This is a genomic window from Streptomyces sp. NPDC052687 (assembly GCF_040678395.1).
In the GTDB taxonomy this organism is placed as follows: Bacteria; Actinomycetota; Actinomycetes; order Streptomycetales; family Streptomycetaceae; genus Streptomyces.
The window spans coordinates 72,709-93,747 of the sequence record NZ_JBFATR010000016.1; the positions used below are offsets into that span (position 1 = coordinate 72,709).

At 72.3% G+C, this 21,039-nt stretch carries 20 protein-coding genes; 15 read left to right on the top strand and 5 right to left on the bottom strand.

The genetic code is table 11. The features are described 5' to 3' along the window. Positions 1 to 23 precede the first annotated feature (23 nt). The 3 genes from AB0K92_RS16295 (at position 24) to AB0K92_RS16305 (ending at position 2,676) form a co-directional block, all read left to right on the top strand. Complete coding sequence (locus AB0K92_RS16295) at positions 24 to 1,622, top strand: alpha/beta hydrolase (protein WP_365923389.1); 1,599 nt, start codon at positions 24 to 26, stop codon at positions 1,620 to 1,622. A 125-nt stretch (positions 1,623 to 1,747) separates the two neighbouring features. Continuing rightward, complete coding sequence (locus AB0K92_RS16300; protein ID WP_365923314.1) at positions 1,748 to 2,146, top strand: RidA family protein; 399 nt, start codon at positions 1,748 to 1,750, stop codon at positions 2,144 to 2,146. 20 nt (positions 2,147 to 2,166) lie between these two features. Further along, positions 2,167 to 2,676, top strand: coding sequence for a GNAT family N-acetyltransferase (locus tag AB0K92_RS16305; RefSeq protein ID WP_365923391.1), 510 nt, complete (start codon positions 2,167 to 2,169; stop codon positions 2,674 to 2,676). Between the two features lie 19 nt (positions 2,677 to 2,695). On the opposite strand, the gene AB0K92_RS16310 is transcribed toward AB0K92_RS16305, so the two are convergent. Beyond that, positions 2,696 to 3,280 carry an adenylosuccinate lyase gene (locus AB0K92_RS16310; protein ID WP_365923316.1) on the bottom strand — a complete coding sequence of 195 codons (585 nt, stop codon included), beginning with the start codon at positions 3,278 to 3,280 and terminating at the stop codon, positions 2,696 to 2,698. Between the two features lie 436 nt (positions 3,281 to 3,716). Between AB0K92_RS16310 and AB0K92_RS16315 the strand changes: the two genes are divergently transcribed. From AB0K92_RS16315 to pssA, 9 genes are all read left to right on the top strand, one after another. Next, positions 3,717 to 5,522, top strand: coding sequence for a 3-hydroxybutyryl-CoA dehydrogenase (locus AB0K92_RS16315; RefSeq protein WP_365923318.1), 1,806 nt, complete (start codon positions 3,717 to 3,719; stop codon positions 5,520 to 5,522). Positions 5,523 to 5,682: 160 nt separating this feature from the next. Next, positions 5,683 to 6,492 carry a TetR family transcriptional regulator gene (locus AB0K92_RS16320; protein WP_365923320.1) on the top strand — a complete coding sequence of 270 codons (810 nt, stop codon included), beginning with the start codon at positions 5,683 to 5,685 and terminating at the stop codon, positions 6,490 to 6,492. Between the two features lie 433 nt (positions 6,493 to 6,925). Next, positions 6,926 to 8,263: a crotonyl-CoA carboxylase/reductase gene (gene ccrA / locus AB0K92_RS16325; protein WP_365923393.1), complete on the top strand. Its 1,338-nt coding sequence runs from the start codon at positions 6,926 to 6,928 to the stop codon at positions 8,261 to 8,263. Between the two features lie 18 nt (positions 8,264 to 8,281). Next, positions 8,282 to 10,330, top strand: coding sequence for a protein meaA (locus AB0K92_RS16330; RefSeq protein ID WP_365923322.1), 2,049 nt, complete (start codon positions 8,282 to 8,284; stop codon positions 10,328 to 10,330). Further along, the gene (locus AB0K92_RS16335; protein ID WP_166003135.1) at positions 10,327 to 11,289 is read left to right on the top strand and encodes a CoA ester lyase; all 963 of its coding nucleotides are present in this window, start codon (positions 10,327 to 10,329) and stop codon (positions 11,287 to 11,289) included. Before AB0K92_RS16330 ends, AB0K92_RS16335 begins: the two co-directional genes overlap by 4 nt. Positions 11,290 to 11,294: 5 nt before the next feature. Then, a complete protein-coding gene (locus tag AB0K92_RS16340) occupies positions 11,295 to 11,807 on the top strand; it encodes a MaoC family dehydratase (RefSeq protein ID WP_365923325.1) in 513 nt (170 codons plus the stop codon). A 2-nt stretch (positions 11,808 to 11,809) separates the two neighbouring features. Beyond that, positions 11,810 to 13,015: an acyl-CoA dehydrogenase family protein gene (locus tag AB0K92_RS16345; protein WP_365923327.1), complete on the top strand. Its 1,206-nt coding sequence runs from the start codon at positions 11,810 to 11,812 to the stop codon at positions 13,013 to 13,015. Between the two features lie 172 nt (positions 13,016 to 13,187). After that, positions 13,188 to 13,844, top strand: coding sequence for a phosphatidylserine decarboxylase (locus AB0K92_RS16350; protein ID WP_166003132.1), 657 nt, complete (start codon positions 13,188 to 13,190; stop codon positions 13,842 to 13,844). Next, positions 13,831 to 14,682 (top strand): CDP-diacylglycerol--serine O-phosphatidyltransferase, encoded by an 852-nt coding sequence (gene pssA, locus AB0K92_RS16355; RefSeq protein ID WP_166003131.1) that lies wholly within the window; start codon positions 13,831 to 13,833, stop codon positions 14,680 to 14,682. Before AB0K92_RS16350 ends, pssA begins: the two co-directional genes overlap by 14 nt. 208 nt (positions 14,683 to 14,890) lie before the next feature. Here pssA and AB0K92_RS16360 read toward each other — a convergent pair whose 3' ends face one another. After that, positions 14,891 to 16,048 carry a glycerate kinase gene (locus tag AB0K92_RS16360; protein WP_365923329.1) on the bottom strand — a complete coding sequence of 386 codons (1,158 nt, stop codon included), beginning with the start codon at positions 16,046 to 16,048 and terminating at the stop codon, positions 14,891 to 14,893. Between the two features lie 160 nt (positions 16,049 to 16,208). Here AB0K92_RS16360 and AB0K92_RS16365 point away from each other — a divergent pair, with 160 nt between their 5' ends. Both AB0K92_RS16365 and AB0K92_RS16370 read left to right on the top strand, forming a co-directional pair. Beyond that, positions 16,209 to 17,288: an ADP-ribosylglycohydrolase family protein gene (locus AB0K92_RS16365; protein WP_365923331.1), complete on the top strand. Its 1,080-nt coding sequence runs from the start codon at positions 16,209 to 16,211 to the stop codon at positions 17,286 to 17,288. Positions 17,289 to 17,380: 92 nt separating this feature from the next. After that, positions 17,381 to 17,875, top strand: coding sequence for an NUDIX hydrolase (locus AB0K92_RS16370; RefSeq protein WP_166003128.1), 495 nt, complete (start codon positions 17,381 to 17,383; stop codon positions 17,873 to 17,875). 15 nt (positions 17,876 to 17,890) lie between these two features. Here the strand turns inward: AB0K92_RS16370 and AB0K92_RS16375 are convergent, their stop codons facing one another. After that, on the bottom strand, positions 17,891 to 18,088 hold the full coding sequence (locus AB0K92_RS16375; protein WP_365923333.1) for a type II toxin-antitoxin system VapB family antitoxin: 198 nt from the start codon (positions 18,086 to 18,088) through the stop codon (positions 17,891 to 17,893). Positions 18,089 to 18,166: 78 nt separating this feature from the next. On the opposite strand from AB0K92_RS16375, the gene AB0K92_RS16380 reads away from it, so the two are divergent. After that, positions 18,167 to 18,913, top strand: a complete 747-nt coding sequence (locus AB0K92_RS16380; protein ID WP_365923335.1) for a Sir2 family NAD-dependent protein deacetylase — start codon at positions 18,167 to 18,169, stop codon at positions 18,911 to 18,913. 21 nt (positions 18,914 to 18,934) lie between these two features. Here AB0K92_RS16380 and AB0K92_RS16385 read toward each other — a convergent pair whose 3' ends face one another. Both AB0K92_RS16385 and AB0K92_RS16390 read right to left on the bottom strand, forming a co-directional pair. Beyond that, positions 18,935 to 19,402, bottom strand: coding sequence for a methylated-DNA--[protein]-cysteine S-methyltransferase (locus tag AB0K92_RS16385; protein WP_166003125.1), 468 nt, complete (start codon positions 19,400 to 19,402; stop codon positions 18,935 to 18,937). Positions 19,403 to 19,530: 128 nt separating this feature from the next. After that, complete coding sequence (locus AB0K92_RS16390; protein ID WP_365923338.1) at positions 19,531 to 21,012, bottom strand: AlkA N-terminal domain-containing protein; 1,482 nt, start codon at positions 21,010 to 21,012, stop codon at positions 19,531 to 19,533. Positions 21,013 to 21,039 lie beyond the last annotated feature (27 nt).

Below are 21,039 nucleotides of genomic sequence, written 5' to 3' on the forward strand. Positions count from 1 at the left end.
CCCGGGAGGACTCCATGGACTCGTTGACCCGGCGCGCGGCCGTGCTGTGCGGTGCCGCCGTCGTCGCGGCCGGAACACTCACGGCTGCCCCCGCCCGGGCGGGCACCCCCCGCCCGGTTCCCGCCCCGGCCGCGCCGCTCGCCTGGACGAAGTGCGCCACCGCCGCCTACCCGACCCTCGAGTGCGCGTCCCTGAAGGTGCCGCTGGACCACGCGACCCCGGACGGGCGGCAGATCACGCTGGCGCTGTCCCGCGTGCCGCACACCGCCGAGACGTACCAGGGACCGCTGCTGGTCAATCCCGGCGGCCCCGGCGGCAGCGGTCTCACCCTCGCCGGATTCGTCGCCTCCGCGCTGCCCGAGGCGGTCGCCGCGCAGTACGACGTGATCGGCTTCGACCCGCGCGGCGTGGGCCGGAGCGAGCCCGCCCTGAACTGCGCGCCCGGCCACTTCGCCCCGGTGCGGCCGGACTCCGTACCGGGCACGCCCACCGTCGAGGCCGCGGGCCTCACGCGCGCCAGGTCCTTCGCGCAGGCCTGCGGCAGGAAGTACGCGGACGTGCTGCCGCACCTGCACACCGTCGCCGCCGCGCGGGACGTCGACCGCATCCGCCGGGCGCTGGGCGCCGAGCGGATCTCCTACTTCGGCTACTCGTACGGCACCTACCTCGGCGCGGTCTACGCCCGGCTGTACCCGCAGCGGGTGCGCCGCGCGGTCCTCGACTCGGTCGTCGACCCGACCGGGGTCTGGTACGAGAACAACCTCACCCAGGATCGCGCCTTCAACGACCGCCACCGCGCGTTCCTGGCCTGGGTGGCCCGGCACGACCGGACGTACCGGCTCGGCACCGACCCCGAGAAGGTGGAGGAAACCTGGTACGCGATGCGGGCGGCGCTGGCGAGCAGGCCCGCGGGCGGCACGGTCGGGGCCGCCGAGCTGGAGGACACCTTCCTGCCCGGCGGCTATCACCACGGCTACTGGCCGTTCCTCGCCGAGGCCTTCGCGGCGTACGTCAACGACCAGGACACCGAAGCCCTCGTCGAGGCGTACGAGGAGTTCGGCGCGGTGGACGCCGCCGGCGAGAACACCTACAGCGTCTACGTCTCCGTGCAGTGCCGGGACGCCCGCTGGCCGCGCGACTGGCGGCGGTGGCGCGCGGACAACTGGGCGGTGCACGCCGAGGCGCCGTTCATGACCTGGAACAACGCCTGGTACAACGCGCCGTGCGCGTTCTGGCCGGTCGGCGCGGAGCGGCCGGTGCGCGTGGCCAACGACCGGCTGCCCCCGGTGCTGCTGTTCCAGGCGACCGGGGACGCGGCCACCCCGTACCGGGGCGCCGCCAGGCTCCACCGGCTGCTGCGCGGCTCCCGTCTGGTGGTCGAGGACGGCGGCGGGAACCACGGCATCACGCTGAGCGGCAACGCGTGCCTGGACCGGCACCTGGTGGCGTATCTCACCGACGGCACGGTCCCGCGCGGCGATGGCGACGGCGACGATGGTGTCGGGGACGGCGGGGCGGACGCGGTGTGCGCGGCGCTGCCGGAGCCGGAGCCGCTGCCCGCCGAGAGGGCCATGGCGACGTCGGGGGCGGCCCTTCACCGCCTGATCGGCTTCCGGCCCTGAGGGCCTTGAGCCGACCCGGCCCGGCCCGCGCGGCAGCCGCACGTGACGCGCACACGTCCGGTGCGGGGCACGTGAGCTGACACCCCGTCGGGGGCGATGTCAGACCCATGGTCCACCATGGGTGCATGACCGAACCGACCAGGATCCCCGCCCCCGACGGCGTCGCCCCCGCCGCGCAGTACTCCCACGTCGTCATGGGCACCGGCCGCTTCGTGGCGATCTCGGGCCAGCTCCCGCTGGACGAGGACGGCGGCCTCGTCGGCGAGGGCGACCCGGCCGCCCAGGCCCGCCAGGTGTTCGAGAACCTCCGGCGGTGCCTGGCCGCCGCCGGGGCGACCTTCGACGACGTCGTCAAACTGACCTACTTCGTCACGGACATGGCCCACCTGCCCGCGATCCGCGCGGCCCGCGCCGAGCACATACCCGACGACCGCCTGCCGGCCGCCTCCGCCGTCCAGGTCGCCGCGCTGGTGAGGCCCGAGTTCCTGATGGAGATCGAGGCCTTCGCCGTGGTCGCGGCGTGACGGACGTCCTCGTCCGGGAGATGGTGCCCGCCGACTGCGACGCCGTGGCGCGGATCCGGATCGGCGGGTGGCGGACCGCCTACCGGGGGATCGTCCCCGACTCGTACCTCGACGCACTGGACGTGGACCGGGACGCCGACCGCCACCGCGCCCGCCTCGCCCGCCTCACCCAGGAGGCCGGCTCAGGGCTCGAACTGGTCGCCGAACGGGACGGCCGGGTCGTCGGCTGGGGATGCCACGGGCCGTATCGCGACGGTGAGCGCCGCACGGCCGACGCCGAGCTGTACGCGCTCTACGTGGACCCCGCGCTGCGCGGCCACGGCATCGGCCGCGCGCTCCTCGACACGTCGGTGCGCGCCTGCGCGGCCGCCGGGCATCCGCGCGTGTTCCTGTGGGTGCTCGAGGGGAACGCCGCCGCCCGCCGGTTCTACGAGCGGGCCGGGTTCCGGGCGGACGGCGCGAAGGAGCCGTTCGAGGCGGACGGCGTGGCGGTGCCGGAGGTGCGGTACGTCCGCCGGCTGACGGTGTGACGGGCGGGTCACGGGCGGGTCATCGCTGCCGGGGGATCCGGGCCAGGGCGCGCACCGCGGCCTCGGCCAGGGGCGGGTGGGCCAGGGCCTCGTTGAGGACGGGCCGGGCCCGCGGGTCGGCGAGGGCGCCCAGGCCCTCGACGCAGGCGAGGGCGACCCGGCGGTAGGGGTCGTGCGGGCGCAGCCGGCGTTGCAGCGTGGTGATGAGCGCGGGCACGGATTCCGGCGCCCGCAGCTCGACCAGGAGGCGGACGGGGTGCAGGGCGTAGGCCACGCGGAGTTCGTTGGTGGCGAGGGCGGCCGCCGCGCGGGCGGTGCGGGGGTCGGCGAGCCGGGCGAGCGCGTGGGCGGCGGCGGCGCAGCGGGGCGGGTCTCGGTGGTTGAGGAGCAGGACCAGGGCCTCGAAGGCGCGGCGGTCCCCGGCCACGCCCAGCCGGAAGGCGGCCAGTTCGCGGGCCCACAGGGGCTGTCCGGGGGCGGTCAGCACCTCCGCGAGTTCCTCGTGGTCCTCGGTCGCCAGCAGATGCTCGTACGCCGGCGAGGCTCCGGACTCCTGCCGTAAGCGTTCGGTGAGCGTGCGTGACGCTTCGTCGCTGACATCCATGAGGCGAGGGTAGGGGCGATCAGGCGGGTGGGGGAGCCGATGAGGGATCCATGTCACAAGGACGAGGGACTGGCGCGCTCGTTACCCGCCGGTTAAGCTCAGACGAGCGAGTTACCCACTCGCATCCTCTCGTGACGGTCTGGTGACGCGGCCGCCGCGAGCGGGAGCACTTCCCACGCCCTCAGGGCAGTGGGGCAAGTCGGTTCGGTACGTCTTTCCGTACGTACCTCGGTACGACTCGGCCACGGGACAGGGCCGGTCGGTTCACCGCCGTAGCGCGGACGTTGTGCGCGTCCGCGGCGACCGGCACCGGGCGTGTGCGCTCGCAGCCCGGCACCACCCGCATCGAGCACCTCTTTCACGCACCCGGTGTGCGCCGTTGCGGCGCACCCGGGCGCGTGCCTCCCGTCGTCACCCTCATTCCTGGAGTCCCGCGATGGCCGCTCCCCTGTCCGACAGTTCCCTGTCCCCGCTCCAGACCGTCGCCGTGGTGGGCCTCGGCACCATGGGCACCGGTATCGCCGAGGTGCTCGCCAAGGCCGGCCGCACGGTCGTCGGCATCGACATCAGCGAGGCCCAGGCGGCGCGCTGTGTCGCCGCCCTGGAGGCCTCCACCGCCCGCGCGGTCGACCGCGGGAAGCTCACCGAGCAGGAGCGCGCGGACGCCCTCGCCCGGATCCGCACCTCCACCGACCTGCGGGCCGCGGCAGACGCCGACCTGGTCATCGAGGTGGCGCCGGAGTCGTACGAGATCAAGCAGCAGATCTTCCGTGAACTGGACGCCGTCGTGCGGCCCGAAACGATCCTCGCCACCGGCACCAACGCGCTGTCGGTGACCCGGCTGGCCGCCGAGTCGGCCCTCCCGGAGCGCGTGGTCGGCCTGCACTTCTTCAACCCGGCCCCGGCCATGAGGCTGGTCGAGGTGGTCTCCTCGGTGCTGACCGCGCCGGCGGCCGTCACCGCGGTGACCGATCTCGCCCTGGACCTCGGCAAGGAGCCCGTCGCGGTCGGCGACCGGCCCGGTTTCGTCGCCGACGGCCTGCTGTTCGGCTACCTCAACCAGGCCGCCGCGATGTACGAGGCGAAGTACGCCTCCCGTGAGGACATCGACGCCGCGATGAAGCTGGGCTGCGGGCTGCCCATGGGCCCGCTGGAGCTGCTGGACCTGATCGGCATCGACACCGCCCGCACGGTCCTGGAGGCGATGTACGCCGAGTCCCAGGACCGGCTGCACGCCCCCGCGCCGATCCTGCGGCAGCTCAGCGAGGCGGGCCTGACCGGCCGCAAGGCGGGCCGCGGCTTCTACACCTACGAGGCGCCGGGCAGCGCCGCCGTCGTGCGGGACGCGCTGACGCCGCTGGAGGGCGGTCCGGCGGTCCCCGGCCGTCCGGTCCGCTCGGTCGGCGTGGCGGGCTCCGGGACCATGGCGTCCGGGATCGCCGAGGTGTTCGCCAAGGCGGGCCACGAGGTCGTGCTCGCCGCGCGCAGCGAGGAGAAGGCCGCGGCCGCCAAGGCCCGGATCGGGAAGTCGCTGGCCCGCTCGGTGGACAAGGGCCGGATCACCGCGGAGGCGGCCGCCGCCGCCCTGGAGCGGATCGTCCCGGCGGGCTCCTACGACGCCTTCGCCGACGTCGACCTGGCCGTCGAGGCGGTCGCCGAGGACCTGGAGGTGAAGCGGCAGCTGTTCACCGCGCTGGACAAGGTCTGCAAGCCGGGCGCGATCCTGGCCACCACCACCTCGTCGCTGCCCGTCGTCGCCTGCGCCCGCGCCACCTCGCGCCCGCAGGACGTGATCGGCATGCACTTCTTCAACCCCGCTCCGGCGATGAAGCTGGTCGAGGTGGTCCGCACGGTGCTGACCGCGGACGACGTCCACGCCACGGTCCGCGAGGTGTGCGTCAGGATCCGCAAGCACGCGGTGGACTGCGGGGACCGGGCCGGGTTCATCGTGAACGCGCTGCTGTTCCCGTACCTGAACAACGCGATCAAGATGGTCCAGGACCACTACGCCTCGCTGGACGACATCGACGCCGCGATGAAGCTGGGCGGCGGCTACCCGATGGGCCCGTTCGAGCTGCTGGACGTGGTCGGGCTGGATGTCTCGCTGGCCATCGAGCGGGTCCTGCACCGGGAGTTCCGCGAGCCCGGCCTGGCCCCCGCGCCGCTCCTGGAGCACCTGGTGGCCGCGGGCTGCCTCGGCCGCAAGACGGGCCGCGGCTTCCGCGAACATGCCCGGCGCTGAGCGGTCCGGCGACCGGTTCCAGGCGGGTGCGGACTGGGGCGGGCTGCTCGGTCCCGAGCGGCCCGCCCCGCCCCCGCCGGCTCGGACTCCCCCGCCCTGCGCGGGCGGGGGAAACCCCGGACCTGCGCAGAAGGCTCCGCACATGCAGTACGTTCGGGTCATGTCCCAGCCCGCCAAGTCCTCCCGTACACCAGCCACGCCCGACGCGCCGGAAAGTGCCGCAGGCAGTCGCGCCGCCGCCCAGCGGCTGAAAATGCGCCGAGAACTGGCGGCCGCGGCGATGGAACTGTTCGCGACCAAGGGGTATGAGGCGACCACCGTCGACGAGATCGCGGCCGCGGCCGGGGTCGCCCGCCGCACCTTCTTCCGGCACTTCCGGTCCAAGGAAGAGGCGATCTTCCCGGACCACGACGACACCCTGATCCGCGCCGAGGCGGTGCTCAACGCCGCCCCCGCGCACGAGCACCCGCTCGACACGGTGTGCCGCGGGATCAAGGAAGTGATGAAGATGTACGCGGCCCGGCCGGAGATCTCGGTCGCCCGCTACAAGCTGACGCGCGAGGTACCCACCCTGCGCGAGGCGGAGATCGCGTCGGTGGCCCGCTACGAGCGCCTGTTCACCCGCTATCTCCTCGGCCACTTCGACGAGCACGCGCACGACGACGACGCCAACGACGATCCGCTGCTGGCGGAGGTCGCCGCGTCCGCGGTGGTCACCGCGCACAACCACGTCCTGCGGCGCTGGCTGAGGGCGGGCGGCCAGGGCGACGTGGAGGCCCAGCTCGACCACGCCTTCGCGATCGTCCGCAAGACCTTCGGCACCGGGATCATGGCGGGCCGCACCACGGCCCCGCGGCCGCCCGCGGCGACGGCCTCCGCGCACGGCGAGGTCCTGGTGACCGTGGCGCGCACCGACGCGCCGCTGGAAGAGGTCATGCGGACTATCGAGGAGGCGCTGAAGGAGCGCTGACCGCCGCGCCGACCCGCGCGCACCGATGTGATGACGGCCACCCCACGGGGTGGCCGTTTTGGCATGTCAGAGCCCCTTTTCACCCCTCCCGTAGACCCCGTTCGATCGATCATCGCTCATCTGTCGGGTAAAGAATTCATTTGAGAGCAACTTCTGGCACCCAGTGCCTTGTCACCTGACACGGCGTGCCATACGTTGATGTCGTCCGGGCGGCCGGCGCACCCGATCACAGTGCGGCGACTGTCCCCGCGAGCCCATGGCCCGCGCGCCCGGACGCCTGCGTCACAGGCACCCTCCCGCGCCACAAAGCGCTGCCGAAGCACCACCCGCCGAACCGACGGCACCCCGAAAACCCTCACCCCTCAGCAGCACCGACGTAACCCTCAGCGCCCTTCCCTCGAGGGCGCTCATCGCCGGAGGCAACACCGTGACCGTGAAGGACATCCTGGACGCGATCCAGTCCCGCGAGGCCGGCTCGGCCGACTTCGCCAACCTGCCGCTCCCCGAGTCGTACCGCGCGATCACCGTCCACAAGGACGAGGTCGAGATGTTCGCGGGCCTGCAGACCCGCGACAAGGACCCGCGCAAGTCCATCCACCTGGACGAGGTGCCGGTTCCGGAACTCGGCCCGGGCGAGGCCCTGGTGGCCGTCATGGCCTCCTCGGTCAACTACAACTCGGTGTGGACCTCGATCTTCGAGCCGGTGTCCACGTTCGCCTTCCTGGAGCGCTACGGCAAGCTGTCACCGCTGACCAAGCGGCACGACCTGCCGTACCACATCATCGGCTCGGACCTCGCGGGCGTCGTCCTGCGCACCGGTCCCGGCGTCAACGCCTGGAAGCCCGGCGACGAGGTCGTCGCGCACTGTCTGAGCGTCGAGCTGGAGTCCCCCGACGGCCACGACGACACGATGCTCGACCCCGAGCAGCGCATCTGGGGCTTCGAGACCAACTTCGGCGGCCTCGCCGAGATCGCGCTGGTGAAGACCAACCAGCTGATGCCGAAGCCGAAGCACCTCACCTGGGAGGAGGCCGCCGCCCCCGGCCTGGTCAACTCCACCGCCTACCGGCAGCTGGTCTCCCGCAACGGCGCCGCGATGAAGCAGGGCGACAACGTCCTGATCTGGGGCGCGAGCGGCGGCCTCGGCTCCTACGCCACCCAGTTCGCCCTGGCCGGCGGCGCCACCCCGATCTGTGTCGTCTCCTCCCCGGAGAAGGCCGAGATCTGCCGGAAGATGGGCGCCGAGCACGTCATCGACCGCAACGCCGAGGGCTACAGGTTCTGGAAGGACGAGCACACCCAGGACCCCAAGGAGTGGAAGCGCTTCGGCAAGCGCATCCGCGAACTCACCGGCGGCGAGGACATCGACATCGTCTTCGAGCACCCCGGCCGCGAGACCTTCGGCGCGTCCGTCTACGTCACCCGCAAGGGCGGCACCATCACCACCTGCGCCTCGACCTCGGGCTACATGCACGAGTACGACAACCGCTACCTGTGGATGTCGCTGAAGCGGATCATCGGCTCGCACTTCGCCAACTACCGCGAGGCCTACGAGGCCAACCGCCTCATCGCCAAGGGCAAGATCCACCCCACGCTGTCGAAGACGTACCGCCTGGAGGAGACCGGCCAGGCCGCCTACGACGTCCACCGCAACCTGCACCAGGGCAAGGTCGGCGTTCTGTGCCTGGCGCCCGAGGAGGGCCTGGGCGTCCGCGACGAGGAGATGCGCGCCCGGCACATCGACGCCATCAACCGCTTCCGCAACATCTGAGGACACCCGGGGTCATAGATGACTGAGCGTCAGCCCGCCGACGGCAGGCGGGAGAAGGACCGGCCGTGGCTCATGCGCACCTACGCCGGTCACTCCACGGCCGAGGCGTCCAACGAGCTGTACCGGCGCAACCTCGCCAAGGGCCAGACGGGTCTGTCGGTGGCGTTCGACCTGCCGACCCAGACCGGCTACGACCCGGACCACATCCTCGCCCGCGGCGAGGTCGGCCGGGTCGGGGTGCCCGTCGCGCACCTCGGTGACATGCGCCGGCTGTTCCAGGACATCCCCCTGGAGCAGATGAACACCTCGATGACGATCAACGCCACCGCCATGTGGCTGCTGGCGCTCTACCAGGTCGTCGCCGAGGAGCAGGGCGCGGACATCACCAGGCTCCAGGGGACGACCCAGAACGACATCGTCAAGGAGTACCTGTCCCGCGGCACCCATGTGTTCCCGCCGGGCCCGTCACTCCGGCTGACGACGGACATGATCGCGTACACGGTCTCCCACATCCCGAAGTGGAACCCGATCAACATCTGCAGCTACCACCTGCAGGAGGCCGGGGCCACGCCGGTGCAGGAGATCGCGTACGCGATGTCCACCGCGATCGCCGTCCTCGACGCCGTGCGCGACTCCGGGCAGGTGCCGCAGGAGCGCATGGGCGATGTCGTCGCCCGCATCTCCTTCTTCGTCAACGCGGGCGTCCGCTTCGTCGAGGAGATGTGCAAGATGCGGGCGTTCGGCCGCATCTGGGACAAGATCACCCGTGAGCGGTACGGCATCGAGAACCCCAAGCAGCGCCGCTTCCGCTACGGCGTCCAGGTCAACTCCCTCGGTCTGACCGAGGCGCAGCCGGAGAACAACGTCCAGCGGATCGTGCTGGAGATGCTGGCCGTGACGCTGTCCAAGGACGCCCGCGCCCGCGCCGTCCAGCTGCCGGCCTGGAACGAGGCCCTCGGCCTGCCCCGCCCCTGGGACCAGCAGTGGTCGCTGCGCATCCAGCAGGTGCTCGCCTACGAGAGCGACCTGCTGGAGTACGACGACATCTTCGAGGGCTCGAAGGTGATCGAGGCGAAGGTCGCCGAGCTGGTCGAGGCCTCGCTGGCGGAGATCGACCGCATCCAGGAGATGGGCGGCGCGATGGCGGCCGTCGAGTCCGGCTACCTCAAGTCGCAGCTGGTCGCCTCGCACGCCGAGCGCCGGGCGCGGATCGAGTCCGGCCAGGAGAAGATCGTCGGCGTCAACATCTTCGAGTCGACCGAGCCCAACCCGCTGACCGCCGACCTGGACACGGCGATCCAGACGGTCGACCCGGCCGTCGAGGCCCGCGTCGTCGAGTCGCTGCGGCACTGGCGGGACACCCGCTACCAGCCGCCGTTCAACCACCCGCGCCCCTGCAAGGCGCTGGAGCGGCTGAAGGAGGCCGCGCGCGGCACCGAGAACCTGATGGAGGCCACCCTGGAGTGCGCCCGCGCCGGGGTCACGACCGGCGAGTGGGCCGGGGCCCTGCGCGAGGTGTTCGGCGAGTTCCGGGCGCCCACGGGTGTCTCGTCGGCCCCGGTGGCCGTCCCTGCCGAGGAGGGCTCCCAGCTGGCCGAGGTGCGCCGCAAGGTGGAGCTGACCGCCCGCGAGATGGGTGTGGGCAAGCTGCGCTTCCTGGTCGGCAAGCCGGGCCTGGACGGGCACTCCAACGGCGCCGAGCAGATCGCCGTGCGGGCCCGCGACGCTGGCTTCGAGGTGGTCTACCAGGGCATCCGGCTCACCCCGGAGCAGATCGTGGACGCCGCCCTCGCGGAGGACGTGCACGCGGTCGGCCTGTCCATCCTCTCCGGCTCCCACGCGCAGCTGGTGCCGGACGTGCTCGACCGGCTGCGTGTGGCCGGTGCCACAGATATCCCGGTGATCGCAGGTGGCATCATCCCGAACGGTGACGCCGAACAGCTGCGCGCCGCCGGAGTGGCCGCGGTCTTCACCCCGAAGGACTTCGACATCACCGGAATCATCGGCCGCATCGTCGACGAGATCCGGAAAGCGAACAAGCTCGACCCCCTGGAGGTCCCCGCATGACCACCGTCAACCGCCTTCGCCCGCGGCGCTCCTGCCTGGCCGTACCGGGCTCGAACCCGCGCTTCCTGGAGAAGGCGCAGGGCCTCCCGGCGGACCAGGTCTTCCTGGACCTGGAGGACGCGTGCGCGCCGCTCGCCAAGCCCGAGGCGCGGCACACCATCGTGAAGTTCCTCAACGAGGGTGACTGGACCGGCAAGACGCGCGTGGTCCGCGTCAACGACTGGACGACCGAGTGGACGTACCGCGACGTCGTCACGGTCGTCGAGGGCGCCGGACCGAACCTGGACTGCATCATGCTGCCCAAGGTCCAGAACGCCCAGCAGGTCGTCGCGCTGGACCTCCTCCTCACCCAGATCGAGAAGACCATGGGCTTCGAGGTCGGCCGGATCGGCATCGAGGCGCAGATCGAGAACGCGCAGGGCCTGAACAACGTCAACGAGATCGCGCAGGCCTCCCCGCGCATCGAGACGATCATCTTCGGCCCGGCCGACTTCATGGCGTCGATCAACATGAAGTCGCTGGTGGTGGGCGAGCAGCCGCCCGGCTACCCGGCGGACGCCTACCACTACATCCTGATGAAGATCCTGATGGCGGCCCGCGCCAACGATCTGCAGGCGATCGACGGCCCCTACCTGCAGATCCGCAACGTCGACGGCTTCCGCGAGGTCGCCGGCCGCGCCGCCGCGCTCGGCTTCGACGGCAAGTGGGTGCTGCACCCGGGCCAGGTGGACGCCGCCAACGAGGTCTTCTCGCCCTCCCAGGAGGACTACGACCACGCCGAGCTGATCCTGGACGCGTACGACTACTACACGTCCGAGGCGGGCGGCAAGAAGGGCTCGGCGATGCTCGGCGACGAGATGATCGACGAGGCCAGCCGCAAGATGGCCCTGGTCATCGCGGGCAAGGGCCGCGCCGCCGGGATGCGGCGCACCAGCACGTTCGAGATCCCGGAGGGCTGAGCGCCATGCAGTTCGGACGCACCTACGAGGAGTTCGAGGTCGGCGCGGTGTACAAGCACTGGCCGGGCAAGACGGTCACCGAGTACGACGACCACCTGTTCTGTCTCCTCACCATGAACCACCACCCGCTCCACCTGGACGCGAACTACGCGGAGAAGACGACGGACTTCGGCAAGAACGTCGTCGTGGGGAACTACATCTACTCCCTGCTGCTCGGCATGAGCGTGCCGGACATCTCCGGCAAGGCGATCGCCAACCTGGAGATCGAGTCGCTGAAGCACGTGGCGCCGACCTTCCACGGCGACACGGTCTACGGCGAGACGACCGTGCTCGACAAGTGGCCGTCGAAGTCGAAGAACGACCGCGGCATCGTCTACGTCGAGACCAAGGGCTACAAGCAGGACGGCACGCTGGTGTGCGTGTTCCGCCGCAAGGTGATGGTGCCCACCGAGACGTACATCAAGGAGCGCGGCGGCGAGCAGCCGGGCCGCCCTGAGCTGAAGCAGCAGGAGAAGTAGCCATGGCCCGTCTCGCCCAGACCCACGGCCTCACGGACGTCCAGCGGGAGATCCTCTCCACGGTCCGGGAGTTCGTGGACAAGGAGATCATTCCCGTCGCGACGGAGCTGGAGCACCGCGACGAGTACCCGCAAGCGATCGTGGACGGCCTGAAGGAGCTGGGGCTGTTCGGTCTGATGATCCCCGAGGAGTACGGGGGTCTGGGCGAGTCGCTGCTGACGTACGCGCTGTGCGTGGAGGAGATCGCCCGCGGCTGGATGTCGGTCTCCGGCATCATCAACACGCACTTCATCGTGGCGTACATGCTCAAGCAGCACGGCACGCAGGAGCAGAAGGACCACTTCCTGCCGCGCATGGCGGCCGGCGACATCCGCGGCGCCTTCTCGATGTCGGAGCCGGGGCTGGGCTCCGATGTGTCGGCGATCACATCGAAGGCGGTCAGGGACGGCGACGAGTACGTCCTCACGGGCCAGAAGATGTGGCTGACGAACGGCGGCACGTCCTCGCTGGTGGCCGTCCTGGTGCGAAGTGACGAAGGACACCCCGAGGGCACCGCGCCCCACAAGTCGATGACCACCTTCCTCGTCGAGAAGGAGCCCGGCTTCGGTGAGGTCCGCCCGGGTCTGACCATTCCGGGCAAGATCGACAAGATGGGGTACAAGGGGGTGGACACCACCGAGCTCATCATGGATGGCCTGCGGATTCCCGCCGACCGGGTGCTCGGCGGAGTCACCGGACGCGGTTTTTACCAGATGATGGACGGCGTCGAGGTCGGCCGCGTCAATGTCGCGGCGCGTGGCTGCGGCGTCGCTCAGCGTGCGTTCGAACTGGGTGTCCAGTACGCCCAGCAGCGTCACACTTTCGGCAAGCCGATCGCCCAGCACCAGGCGATCCAGTTCAAGCTCGCCGAGATGGCTACCAAGGTCGAGGCCGCTCATGCCATGATGGTGAACGCAGCGCGCAAAAAGGACTCCGGGGAGCGAAACGACCTCGAAGCAGGGATGGCGAAGTACCTCGCCTCCGAGTACTGCAAGGAGGTCGTCGAGGACGCCTTCCGGATCCACGGCGGCTACGGCTTCTCCAAGGAGTACGAGATCGAGCGCCTCTACCGCGAGGCACCGATGCTGCTCATCGGTGAAGGTACCGCCGAGATCCAGAAAATGATCATCGGGCGCAGGCTGCTCGAAGAGTATCGATTCCAGGGCTGAATGTCCGGGACGGGGTGTTTTCTTCGAGAAGAAGATCACACCCCGTAGGCACTCTTCGGCCGCCGACTCGGCTTCCTGACTTACCCAGTTGTGGCGGTTAGCCGCTACGATCGCGGGAAAGCCGCCGTCCCCCCGTCAGAAGCGCGGCATCATTCCGCTACGAAGGTCATCCATGCCCCACAGCCAAACCTCTGCACCTCGCGACAGCCGAGTCGGCGTACGCCTCGCGCGCGGAGCATCGCCGTGGCTTCTGCCGACCGTCGCCACCGCAGCCCTCAGCCTGGCCCGGGCGCGCCGCTCCGGCGCCGCCAAGGCCGTCGCCGTTCCCGCCACCGCGCTCGCGGCGGGGATGCTGTGGTTCTTCCGCGACCCCGAGCGCGAGATCGCCACGGGCCGGGTCATCTCGCCCGCCGACGGTGTGGTGCAGAGCATCATGCCGTGGAAGGACGGCCGGACCCGGGTCGCGATCTTCATGAGCCCGCTCAACGTCCACGTCAACCGCGCGCCCCTGGCGGGCACGGTGACGTCGGTGGAGCACATCCCGGGCGGTTTCGTTCCCGCTTTCAACAAGGAGAGCGAGAACAACGAGCGGGTCGTGTGGCACTTCGACACCGAGCTGGGCGACATCGAGATGATCCAGATCGCCGGCGCGGTCGCCCGCCGGATCGTGCCGTACGTCCCCGAGGGCACCAAGGTGGAGCAGGGCGAGCGGATCGGCCTGATCCGCTTCGGCTCGCGGGTCGACCTGTACCTGCCGGAGGGCGTGGAGGTCGCGGTGGAGGTCGGCCAGAAGACAGTGGCTGGGGTGACTCGCATTGACCGTGACTGATCCGGAGGCGCAGCCGGGCTGGGTCCCCGAGGCCATCGAGGACGACGAGGAGGAGATGCCGCTCTCGCTCCGCCTGTCGATAGCGGACACGCTCACCCTCGGCAACGCCACGTGCGGCTTCATGGCGGTGTACTTCACCACCACCGGCATCCTGATCCCGCACCTCACGGGGAGCCAGGAGACCGGCATGGCCCGCCACAGCGCGGCCACGGCGGTGATCCTGATGCTGTGCGCGGCGGTCTTCGACCTGTTCGACGGCCTGGTGGCGCGCAAGCTGCGCTCGTCGCCGATGGGCGCGGAGCTGGACAACCTCTCGGACCTGATCAGCTTCGGCCTGGCGCCGGCGTACTTCGTCCTGGTCTACGGCATGGTCGCGGACGACGCGCACCAGCGGGTGGCGGCGGTCGGCGCGATCGTCGTGCTGCTGGCGGTGGTGCTCAGGCTCGCGAGATTCAGCTGCGTCACGGTCAAGGACGGCACCTTCCAGGGCATGCCGAGCCCCTTCGGCGCGCTGACGGTGGTCTCGATCGTCCTGCTGGAGCTGCCCTTCGTGGCGACCCTGCTGGCGATCCTCGGCACGGCGTGGCTGATGGTCAGCCGGGTCGAGTACCCGAAGCCTCGCGGCCCGCTGGCGGTCGCGATGCTCTCCTGGATCGTCTCCGCGATGGGTCTCCTCGCCGCCTGGGCCTTCGACGCCCCCGGCGGCCAGCTGCTCCTCCAGACCGGCTGCGCGCTCCAGCTGGTCCTCGGCGCGGTGATCCCCCTGTTCGCCACGGCCCGCCGGGTGAACAACTTCCGCGACAACCGACGCGAGGCGCGGGCGGCACAGCTGCCGTAGCGGTCCTACGACGACGAAAGGCCCCGGACCTGATGGTTCGGGGCCTTTCGCGTGTGGAGGAGGGGCGGGGCGCGCTATCAGGGCGGGGTGCGGAAAACCAGCCCGTCCGGCGCTTGAGGACGAGGCCCGTCCAGGGCCGAAGCGGGGGTCCGGGGGCGGCAGCCCCCGGGGACGAGAGGCAGGGCGCAGAATGGCCCCGCCCGCGGTCTCAGCTCAGGAAGTCCCGCGCGATGGACTCCGCCACCCGCTCCAGGATCGGTCCGGCGTCGGCGATGCACTTCGCCACGTCCGGCTCCACCTCCGTCAGGGGGTACGCGCGGCGGATCCCCGCCCGCCCCAGCGCCTCGGGCGCCAGCGCCAGCCGTCCGCAGACCGCGACGACCTCCTTGCCGGCCGCCCGGGCGGCCGCGGCGACGCCCGCGGGGGCCTTGCCGTGCAGGGTCTGCTCGTCGAGGGAGCCCTCGCCGGTGATCACGAGGTCGGCCCGCTCCAGCGCCGGGGCGAACCCGAGGACGTCCAGCATGACCTCGATACCGGGCCGGAAGCGGGCGCCGATCAGCAGCGCGCCGTACCCGATGCCGCCGGCCGCGCCCGCGCCCGGCGACTCGGCGTACTCGGCGGCCTTCGCGCCGACGCCGGGCGTCCCGGAGAGCACCTTCGCGTAGTGCGCGAGCGCCGCGTCCAGGGCGGCCACGTCGTCCGGCGAGGCGCCCTTCTGCGGGCCGTACACCGCCGGAGCGCCCTTCGGGCCGGTCAGCGGGTTGTCGACGTCGCTGGCGAGGACCAGCTCGATCTCGGCGAGGCGCGGGTCGAGGCCGGACAGGTCCGCCGAGGCGAGGGCGGCGAGGCCTCCGCCGCCGGGCGGCACCGGCGCGCCCTCGGCGTCGAGGAACCGCGCCCCGAGCGCGGCCAGCATGCCCGCGCCGCCGTCCGTCGTCGCGCTGCCGCCGACGCCGAAGACGATCGAGCGCGCCCCGGCGTCCAGCGCGGCGCGCAGCAGCTCGCCCGAGCCGTACGTGGACGCGGTCAGCGCGGCGAAGACGCCCTCCGGCAGCCGCTGAAGCCCGCTGGCCTCCGCCATCTCCACGACCGCGGTGTCCCCGCGCAGCGCGAACGCGGCGGTCACCTCGTCGCCCAGCGGCCCCGCGACCCGCACCTCACGGCGCTCGAACCCGGCGGCGACCGCCGCGGCCACGGTGCCGTCGCCGCCGTCGGCCACGGGCATCGCCTCGACGGCGAGGTCCGGTACGACCCGGCGCAGCCCGGCGGTGACCCGCTCGGCGACCTGTACGGCGGTCAGCGAGCCCTTGAACTTGTCCGCGGCGACGAGCACCCTGCGGGCGCCGTCCTGTGCAGCGTCAGCCACCTTGCTTTTCCCCTTGCTCTTCGAGCCTTGCCCACGTCAAGGCAGTCGCGCCGCTGCGACCATAACCGCAAGGCGCCCCCGCCGTCATGCCCCTGCCCGGAGCGTGGAACGCCGTCCGGCGGGCCGGTGGCGGGCACGCGAAACGGGTAACCCGTCAGTCATGACCTCTCCAGGCACGCCACCGGACCTCGCCGACCGTGTCCTCGGCGGCTGGCTGGGCCGGATCGCGGGCAACATGCTGGGCAAGCCGGTCGAGCAGGGCGAGGTGTGGACCCGCGAGCGCATCGACCGCTATCTGCGCCGCGCCGGCGGCGGCCTGCCGCTGACCGACTACCTGCCCGAGCCGCCCGCCGACGCCCACGACCTGCCGCCGCTGCGCCCGGAGTGGCGCGCGTGCGTCCGCGGCCGGGTCGACGGCAGCTGCCGCGACGACGACGTCGACTACGCGATCCTCGGGCTGCACCTGCTGGAGACGTACGGCTTCGGCTTCAGCACCGAGCAGGTGGGCGACCTGTGGCTGCTGCGGCTGCCGTATCTGCAGACCTTCACGGCGGAGCGCGCCGCCTACCGCAATCTCGCGAACGGGCGGCGGCCGCCGCTGACCGCGACGTACGACAACCCCTACCAGGAGTGGATCGGCGCCCTGATCCGCGCCGACGTGCACGGCTGGACCCACCCCGGCGCCCCGCGGGAGGCGGCGTCGCTGGCCCGCCGGGACGCGGTGCTCTCGCACACCGGCAACGGCGTCTACGGCGCGATGTGGGCGGCGGCGCTGATCTCCGCCGCGTTCACCGCGCCCACGGTCCGGCACGCCGTCGACACGGCGCTGGGCGTCGTCCCGGCGGGCAGCCGGCTGGCGCGCGCCGTGCGCCGGGTGGTCTCGCTGCACGACACCGGGATGGGCTGGCAGGACACGCTGGCGACGGTGTCCGAGGAGACCGCGGGGCTGCACTGGATCCACGTGGTGCCGAACGCGGCCGTGCTCACCGCGGGGCTGCTGTACGGCGACGGCGACTTCACCCGCACGATCGCGCTCACCGTGCGCGGCGGTCTCGACACCGACTCCAACGGGGCCACGGCGGGCTCGGTGGCCGGGGTGCTGGGCGGTGCGCGGGGCATCCCGCCGCAGTGGACGGAACCGCTGCGGGACACGGTGCGCAGCGCGGTGTTCGGCTTCGACGGGGTGCGGATCAGCGAGCTGGCGGAGCGGACGCTGCGGCTGGCGCGGGCGGAGGCGTAGGGCGGCGCGGGTGAGGTGCGGGGCGGCGCGCTGCCGCACGGCGGGCTTCGTGCGCCGGGGATGGCGGCCCGCGCGCTGGTTACCCTTCCAGGATGACCAACGCTCAGGACTTCGCCGCGTACATCGCCGGCCTGCCCCGGGTGCTCGCCGGGGCCGCCGCGCTCTTCCGGGACGCCGAGGGACGGGTGCTGCTCGTCGAACCCAACTACCGGGAGGGCTGGGCGCTGCCGGGCGGCACCGTCGAGTCCGACGACGGCGAGACCCCGCGCCAGGGCGCGCGCCGCGAGACGGCCGAGGAGATCGGCCTCGACCGCACGATCGGCCGGCTCCTCGCCGTGGACTGGGTGCAGGGACCGGGCCGGCCGCCGCTGGTGGCGTATCTGTACGACGGCGGTGTGCTCGACGAGGACGACTTCAAGGCCATCCGGCTCCAGGAGGAGGAACTGCTGTCCTGGCGGCTGGTCCCCCGCGAGGAGCTGACCGACTACCTGCCGGACGCCCTGGGCCACCGCGTCCTGGCCGCCCTGGACGTCCTGGCGGACGGCTCGGGTCCGGTGGAGCTGGAGAACGGCCGGCGCGTGGCGTGACCCGTGCGACGGGGCTCAGCCCTCGTCGCGCGGCTTGACGTCGACCTCGCGCAGCGCCTCGTCGCGGGCGGCGAGGCGGGCCTCGGTGCGGTGGCCGCGCTGGATGTAGTCGCGCAGGACGAGTTCGACCGCGTCCTGGGGGCTGCCGACACCGGCGAGCACCATGGCTTCCACGACGAGTTCGGCGTCGAGCGAGACGGTGACCTTGGCCATGCGCGGACCCTAGCACCGGCCTCCACCTTCCGGATATGCGTTCGCATCGGCCGTCCGGCCCGGCCTACGCTCGGCGCCATGAGCAAGCCCCTCGTCGCCCTGCTGACCGGAGCGGGGATCTCCACCGACTCCGGCATCCCCGACTACCGCGGCCCGAACGGCCTCTGGCAGCGGGATCCGCAGGCCGAGAAGCTGGTGACGTACGAGTACTACATGGGTGATCCGGAGATCCGCCGCCGCTCCTGGCGGATGCGCCGCCAGGCCGGGACGCTGGACGCCCGGCCGAACGCGGCGCATCTGGCGGTGGCGGAGCTGGAGCGGTCCGGGGTGCCGGTGCGGGTGATCACCCAGAACGTGGACGGCCTGCACCAGCTGGCCGGGATGCCCGACCGCAAGGTGCTGGAACTGCACGGCACGGCACGCCGGTACGTGTGTACGGCGTGCCACGCGCGCGGCCCCATGGAGGACGCCCTGGCCCGGCTCGACGCCGGGGAGCCGGACCCGCCGTGCCGGGAGTGCGGCGGCATCCTCAAGCCGGCGACGGTGATGTTCGGCGAACGCCTGGACCCGATGGTGCTGGGCGAGGCCGTCGCGATCACGAAGGCGTGCCAGGTGTTCGTCGCCGTCGGTACCAGCCTCCAGGTGCAGCCCGCGGCCGGTCTCGCGGGGGTCGCCGCCGACCACGGCGCCCGCCTGATCATCGTCAACGCCGAGCCGACGCCGTACGACGAGCTGGCCGACGAGGTGATCCGCGAGCCGATCGGCACGGCCCTGCCCGGCCTGCTGCGCCGTCTGGCCGGCCCGGAGTCCTCGCCCGGCGGCTGAGTGGCCCGGCGGGCGCCCGGGTCAGAACAGGGCCGTTCCCGCCTCGAAGTCCAGCAGGCGCTGTTTGCGGGCCAGTCCGCCGCCGTAGCCGGTGAGGCTGCCGTCGGTGCCGACGACGCGGTGGCAGGGGACGATGATGCCGATGGGGTTGCGGCCGTTGGCGAGGCCGACCGCGCGGGAGGCCTTGGGGTTGCCGAGGGCGGTGGCGAGCTGCCCGTAGGTGCGGGTCTCGCCGTACGGGATGGTGCGCAGGTGCTCCCAGACGCGGCGCTGGAACGGGGTGCCGTGCAGCCGGAGCGGGAGCGTGAACTCGGTCAGCTCGCCCGCGAAGTAGGCCTCGAGCTGGGCCTCGGCCTCGGCGAAGGGGCGCTCGTCGCGGGGGCCGAAGGTGTCCTCGGCGGGGCGGTGGCGCTGGTCCTCCATGTAGACGCCGCACAGGACGCCGTCGTCGGCGACCAGGGTCAGCGGGCCGTACGGGCTGTCGATCACCGTGTGCCGGCGGTGCCGGGCCGTCGAGGGGTGCTGTGCCGATGAGGGGTGCTGGGGCGCCGAGGGGCGGTGGGTCGCTGAAGGAAGCTGTGCCGCTGAAGGGTGCTGGGTCACTGTCACTGGACGTCCTAGACCGGAAGGAAGTTGATGGGGTGGTTGTCCGTCGCCCACAGGTACTGGACGGCGTAGGCCCGCCAGGGCCGCCAGGCCGCCGCGCGGGCGGTGAGCGCCGCGGGGGTGGCGGGCAGGCCCAGGTCGCGGGCGGCGCGGCGGATGCCGAGGTCGGTGGGGAGGAAGGCGTCGGGGTCGCCGAGGGCGCGCATCGCGATGACGTCCACCGTCCAGGGGCCGAAGCCGGGCAGGGCGAGGAGCCGGGCGCGGGTCTGCGCCCAGTCGCTCTCCACGCCCAACCGGAGTGAGCCGTCGGCCAGTTCGCGGACCAGGGTGGTGAACGTGGTGCGGCGGGTGCGGGGCATCGCCAGGGACTGCGGGTCGGCGCCGGCGAGCGCGTCCGGTGCCGGGAAGAGGTGGGTGAGGCCGCCCTCCGGGTCGTCCACCGGCTCGCCGTGCGCGGTGACGAGGCGGGCGGCGTGGGTGCGCGCGGCGGCCGTGGACACCTGCTGGCCGAGCACGGCCCGTACGGCGAACTCGGCCTCGTCCACGGTGCGCGGGACGCGCCGGCCGGGTGCCTTGTCGACCAGCGGGGCGAGGACCGGGTCGGTGCGCAGCCGGTCGTCGACGGCGACCGGGTCGGCGTCCAGATCGAGCAGGCGGCGGCAGCGGCTGATGGCGACGGGCAGGTCGCGCAGGTCGGTGAGGGTGAGGCGGCAGGCGATGTGGTCCGGCTTCGGGGTCAGGGCGGCGATGCCGTGGCCGTACGGGAGGCGCAGGGTGCGGCGGTAGGCGCCGGCGCGCCATTCCTCGACGCCGGGGACGGCGGTGGCGGCGAGGTGGCCGAAGAGGTTGTCGGGGTTGAGCGGGGCGCGGAAGGGGAGGCGGAGGGAGATCGCTCCGGGGGTCGCCGGGGCGGTCCCGCGCGGAGTGCGGGCGCGCAGGTCGCTCGGGGTGAGGGCGTACACCTCGCGGACGGTGTCGTTGAAGGTGCGGATGGAGGCGAAGCCCGCGGCGAAGGCGATCTCCGCCATGGGCAGGGCCGTCGTCTCGATCAGCAGGCGGGCGGTCTGGGCGCGCTGGGCGCGGGCCAGGGCGAGCGGGCCGGCGCCCAGCTCGGCGAGCAGCTGGCGTTCGATCTGCCGGGTGCTGTAGCCGAGCCGGGCGGCGAGGCCGGGGACGCCTTCGCGGTCCACGACGCCGTCGGCGATCAGCCGCATGGCGCGGGCGACGGTGTCGGCGCGCCGGTTCCACTCCGGGGAGCCGGGGGTGGTGTCCGGGCGGCAGCGCTTGCAGGCCCGGAAGCCGGCCTGCTGGCAGGCGGCCGCGCTCGGGTGGAACACCATGTTCTCGGGCTTGGGCGGCACGACCGGGCAGCTGGGCCGGCAGTAGATCCCCGTCGTCAGGACGGCGGTGAAGAACCAGCCGTCGAACCGGGCGTCCTTGGACTGGACGGCGCGGACACAGCGCTCGGTGTCGGTGTGCATTCCCGTCTGCATGCGTCCAGCATCGGGCACCGGACGCCC